This window comes from Pseudomonas sp. IT-P294 (genome assembly GCF_949767865.1).
Taxonomy (GTDB): Bacteria; Pseudomonadota; Gammaproteobacteria; order Pseudomonadales; family Pseudomonadaceae; genus Aquipseudomonas.
On sequence record NZ_CATKQW010000023.1, the window covers coordinates 1 to 4,451 of the forward strand.

The window sequence follows — 4,451 nt, forward strand, 5'->3', positions numbered from 1 at the left end:
AGCGAGGCACCGTACGTCAGGGGCGCAAGCGCTTGGTTACTTGGCGCTTCTCCAAGTGACCCGCCGTCAGGGCGGAACCAATATCCGCCGTCACCCAAAAAACGGATATGTACCCAACCCCAACCCCAACCCCAACCCCAAATCATTCTCAAGTGAACAACATTACGGCCAAAGCCCCGGGTTTTTATGCCCAGTCAATCACTCAACGCTAACCAGGGTCGTTCGCACATCCGCGATCCAACCAGAGTGATAGCGGGTCCGGAAGAAATAACCGTAATCCTGAAGGTAATACATCGTGGCGGTGGCTTTCAGTTCCTCACCTTGCAGCGTGCAACTCAACTCCTTGGCGCCGCCCTGCAACGACGAGTTGACCTGCGAAGCATCTATCTGACGCTCAACCACGCATTCAAGGGTTTCCACTTCCAGCGAGTTGCCTTTGAGCGTACTGCGCCGTTGCTGGGTGATCTGATAGCCCAACGATGAACCGACGGCCATCGCTCGCCAGTCACCGGTGAATGTCAGCTTGTCGGTGTCGACGGCATACGACACGGGCAATTCACGGTCGGTGTACTGACGGTCGAGGCGCAGGGTCAGCAACCCTCTGAAATTGACCGATCGGGTATCCGACACCTTGCCTGGCCATTGCAACAGCAGTTGCCCGCTCTGTGGATCGGTCTCATAGCGTTGCTCACTCTGCGCCGGCGTGCCGCCCAGGTAGCCGAGGTCGAGCGAGCGCACGACGACACGGCTGATCGACTTGAGGGGCGATGGCAGTTTCAGATCGGCAATCGACTTGAGGACCTCGGCTTTGACGGGGCCGGATTGATAGCTCGACGCAACTTTGCTGCGGGGCGAGTAGGGCGCCAATGACGACAGTTGCGGGGTTGGGGCGTAGGCCGCATTGAACAGCGTTCGCACGTCAGCACTTTGCTCGAAGGTTTTTTGCGGGCTGTCGGGGGCCACAGGTTCAGGCGCACTGGCGCAACCTGTAATCAACAGACACAAACCGATAACGGCAGAGCGGGTCATAGGCATTCCAGGCGATACGCGCCACCTACATGTGAACTGAAGTGGTCGGCATCGCGAGGCGATTCTTTAGCGGGTGGGGCCTCTGTTGATTACATCGCCCCGACATCGCGCATCAATAACCCGAACCGCAGATCCACCGCGTCCGGTATCGGCACATACACCGTGTGTCCATCACCGGGCGCCACGTCGATAGGCTCGCCTTTAATGTTCTGCAACTGGTGCAGGTCGAAGTGGAAATTGCCCTGGGGCGTCATCAGTTCCATGTGATCGCCCAGGCCAAAACGGTTCTTCACTGTGACTTGCGCCATCCGGTCTCGCCGCTCGCCTGTCAGCTCGCCCACAAACTGCTGGCGCTCTGAAACCGAGCTGCCGTGCTGGTAGTTCTGGTATTCGTCATGCACGTGCCGGCGCAGGAAACCCTCTGTGTAGCCACGTTGGGCCAAGGACTCCAGGTCCGTCATCAAGCCGCGATCGAAGGCGCGACCGGCCACCGCATCGTCGATTGCCTGGCGGTAAACCTGCGTGGTGCGTGCGCAATAGAAGTGCGATTTGGTCCGGCCTTCGATCTTCAGCGAGTGCACGCCCATCTGTGTCAGGCGTTCGACATGCTGCACCGCGCGCAGGTCTTTGGCGTTCATGATGTACGTGCCGTGTTCGTCTTCGAAGGCCGGCATCAGTTCGTCCGGGCGATTGGCTTCCTGCAGCAGGAACACCTGATCCGTCGGCGCACCGATACCCAGGGTCGGCTCGGGCTGGAAGGTCTGGACGATTTCGCCGAGATGATTTTCCGTGGCCTGAGTCGCCGTGTATTTCCATCGGCAGGCGTTGGTGCAACTGCCCTGGTTCGCGTCGCGCTTGTTCATGTAGCCCGACAACAGACAGCGCCCAGAGTAGGCCATGCACAACGCGCCGTGGACGAACACCTCAAGCTCCATCGCCGGGACGTGCTGGCGGATCTCGGCGATCTCTTCCAGCGACAGTTCCCGCGACAGGATGATCCGGCTCAAGCCCTGTTGCTGCCAGAACTCGACACTGGCCCAGTTCACCGTGTTGGCCTGCACCGACAGGTGGATCGGCATCTGCGGGAAATGCTGGCGTACCAGCATGATCAGACCCGGGTCGGACATGATCAGCGCATCCGGCGCCATGGCAATCACCGGGGCCAGGTCTTTCAGGAAGGTCTTGAGCTTGGCGTTGTGCGGCGCGATGTTCACCACCACGTAGAAGCGTTTGCCCTGGGCCTGGGCTTCGGCGATGCCGAGGGCCAGGTTGGCGTGATCGAATTCATTGTTGCGCACCCGCAGGCTGTAGCGCGGCTGGCCGGCATAGACCGCGTCGGCACCGTAGGCAAAGGCGTAACGCATGTTTTTCAAGGTGCCGGCCGGGGCCAGCAATTCGGGAGCGAGCAGAGTCATGGCTGTGTCGACCGCAAAAGCCGGCAAGGGTAAACGGCTGGTCCGCAGGCTTTATTGATCTGGATCTATGCTTGATGAACAAACGGATGGCACTCGCGCGAACCGTGGCGGACTAAGCATCAGCAACGCTCTTCAGCACAAGAGCATGCGTCCCCTGCGCACTGACATGGATCGGACATGAACCTAGAGACGGTACACAACAAATCGCTGGTGATCCTGCTAGGGCTGGTCACCATTGCGTTTATCTGGATTTTGCTGCCGTTCTACGGCGCGGTGTTCTGGGCCGTGATCCTCGCGATCCTGTTCGCGCCGCTGCAGCGTCGGATGCAATTGAAGTTCGGCTGGCAGCGCAACGTGACGTCGCTGATTACCCTGAGTATCTGCCTGGTGATTGCGATCCTGCCGGTGATCATCCTCAGTGTCTTGCTGATCCAGGAAGGGGCGATGCTCTACAAGAGCATCGAAAGCGGAGAACTGGACATCGCGGGCTATGTGGCCCACTTCAAACACAGCCTGCCGCCGTATTTTCAGCATTTGCTTGACCGGGCCGGGGTCGGCGAACTGAACGGGCTGCGGGAGAAGATCATCAAGAGTGCGATGACCGGCAATGAGTTTGTCGCCACTCAGGTCTTCAGTTTCGGTCAGGGGACGTTCGATTTTGTGGTGGGTTTTTTCATCATGCTGTACCTGCTGTTCTTTTTTCTGCGAGATGGCGCCGATCTGGCGCGAAAAGTTCGCTCCGCGGTCCCCCTGCAAGAACACCAGAAACGCCGCTTGCAGCTCAAGTTCAACCGTGTGGTGCGCGCAACGGTGAAGGGCAATCTGCTGGTGGCGATCGCACAGGGTGCCTTGGGAGGCCTGATTTTCTGGTTTCTGGACATCCCGAGCGCGTTGCTCTGGGCGGTATTGATGGCGTTTCTGTCACTGTTACCGGCGGTGGGGGCGGGGATTATCTGGGCGCCGGTGGCGGCATTTTTCCTGTTCACCGGGGCCGTCTGGCAGGGGGTGGTGCTGGGGTTGTTCGGGGTGTTTGTGATCGGACTGGTGGATAACGTGCTGCGACCGATCCTGGTGGGCAAGGATACAAAGATGCCGGACTACCTGATCCTCATCTCAACCCTGGGCGGCTTGGCGATTTTCGGCCTGAACGGCTTTGTTATCGGGCCCTTGATCGCGGCGCTGTTCATGTCGAGCTGGGCGATCTTCATCGAAACCAAACCGCGGGTGCAACTGCCTTAGGCACTGAGCTGGCCTATGCCGATGCGTTGCGACAATGCCTGGGCGGCCGGCAGCGAAGTGAGCGGACCGCTGATCGGCTCGCCGTCCTGCACAAGATACCAACAGGCGAGCAATCCCAGCTCTCTGAGCGGTGCGGGAACGGCGCTGCCGATAACGGACATGATCTGAACCTGGGACATAAGTACCTCCATCAATCGATGGGGCTACCTTACGGATCTGGCGTTTGAACGGACAATCAACACGCTCGATAGTCGTCATTGATGCGGATGAGTCCTGGACTCAGTCGACCACCAGATCGAGCATGTGAACCACTTCCTGCTCGTTGAGCAGGCCTTTGCGCACCAGGTTTTCGGCCAGCAGCGAAAGAAACTTGGCGCTGCGATGGCCTTCCAGGTGCTTGAGTTCAGTCAGTGCGTTGTACACCTTGCTGGAAGTGCACAAGCCGACGACGCGATGCGGGTTTTGCGTTGGCATGAGGTCGTCCTTGTTTTTATCAACCTGTTGTTTACGCACAATGTGCAAGCTTGCGGACCGGATATGACATAAATATGACCGTTTTCCCCGGCTCGGGGGAAGGGCGGTCAAGTCAATCTTGCCAACATGCACCGCCAGCGCTGTCCCGACAGCGACCTTGACGCGATTTTTCCAGACGTTTGCCGACAGGCGGTCATAAAAAAGCCCTGCTGATTAGGCGTAGGGTTATTCATTTAGGGAGTTTTTAGGGTTTTGGGTGGGGTTGGGTACATATCCGTTTCTGCGGTTACGGCG

5 protein-coding genes are annotated in these 4,451 nt (G+C 58.6%); 1 reads left to right on the forward strand and 4 read right to left on the reverse strand.

The annotated features are described in order from the left end of the window. Nucleotides 1-198: 198 nt before the first annotated feature. Nucleotides 199-1,029: a hypothetical protein gene (locus ACM6I0_RS18895; RefSeq protein WP_414923000.1), complete on the reverse strand. Its 831-nt coding sequence runs from the start codon at nt 1,027-1,029 to the stop codon at nt 199-201. 89 nt (nt 1,030-1,118) lie between these two features. Continuing rightward, entirely contained in the window at nt 1,119-2,444 is a 1,326-nt protein-coding gene (gene yegQ / locus ACM6I0_RS18900; RefSeq protein ID WP_414923001.1) for a tRNA 5-hydroxyuridine modification protein YegQ, read from the reverse strand. Nucleotides 2,445-2,621: 177 nt separating this feature from the next. Here yegQ and ACM6I0_RS18905 point away from each other — a divergent pair, with 177 nt between their 5' ends. Further along, on the forward strand, nt 2,622-3,683 hold the full coding sequence (locus tag ACM6I0_RS18905) for an AI-2E family transporter (protein ID WP_414923002.1): 1,062 nt from the start codon (nt 2,622-2,624) through the stop codon (nt 3,681-3,683). On the opposite strand, the gene ACM6I0_RS18910 is transcribed toward ACM6I0_RS18905, so the two are convergent. Together ACM6I0_RS18910 and ACM6I0_RS18915 are read right to left on the reverse strand one after the other, a co-directional pair. After that, on the reverse strand, nt 3,680-3,862 hold the full coding sequence (locus ACM6I0_RS18910) for a hypothetical protein (protein ID WP_285436405.1): 183 nt from the start codon (nt 3,860-3,862) through the stop codon (nt 3,680-3,682). The genes ACM6I0_RS18905 and ACM6I0_RS18910 overlap by 4 nt on opposite strands. Before the next feature lie 100 nt (nt 3,863-3,962). Next, on the reverse strand, nt 3,963-4,157 hold the full coding sequence (locus tag ACM6I0_RS18915; RefSeq protein ID WP_111449099.1) for a hypothetical protein: 195 nt from the start codon (nt 4,155-4,157) through the stop codon (nt 3,963-3,965). Between the last annotated feature and the right edge of the window lie 294 nt (nt 4,158-4,451).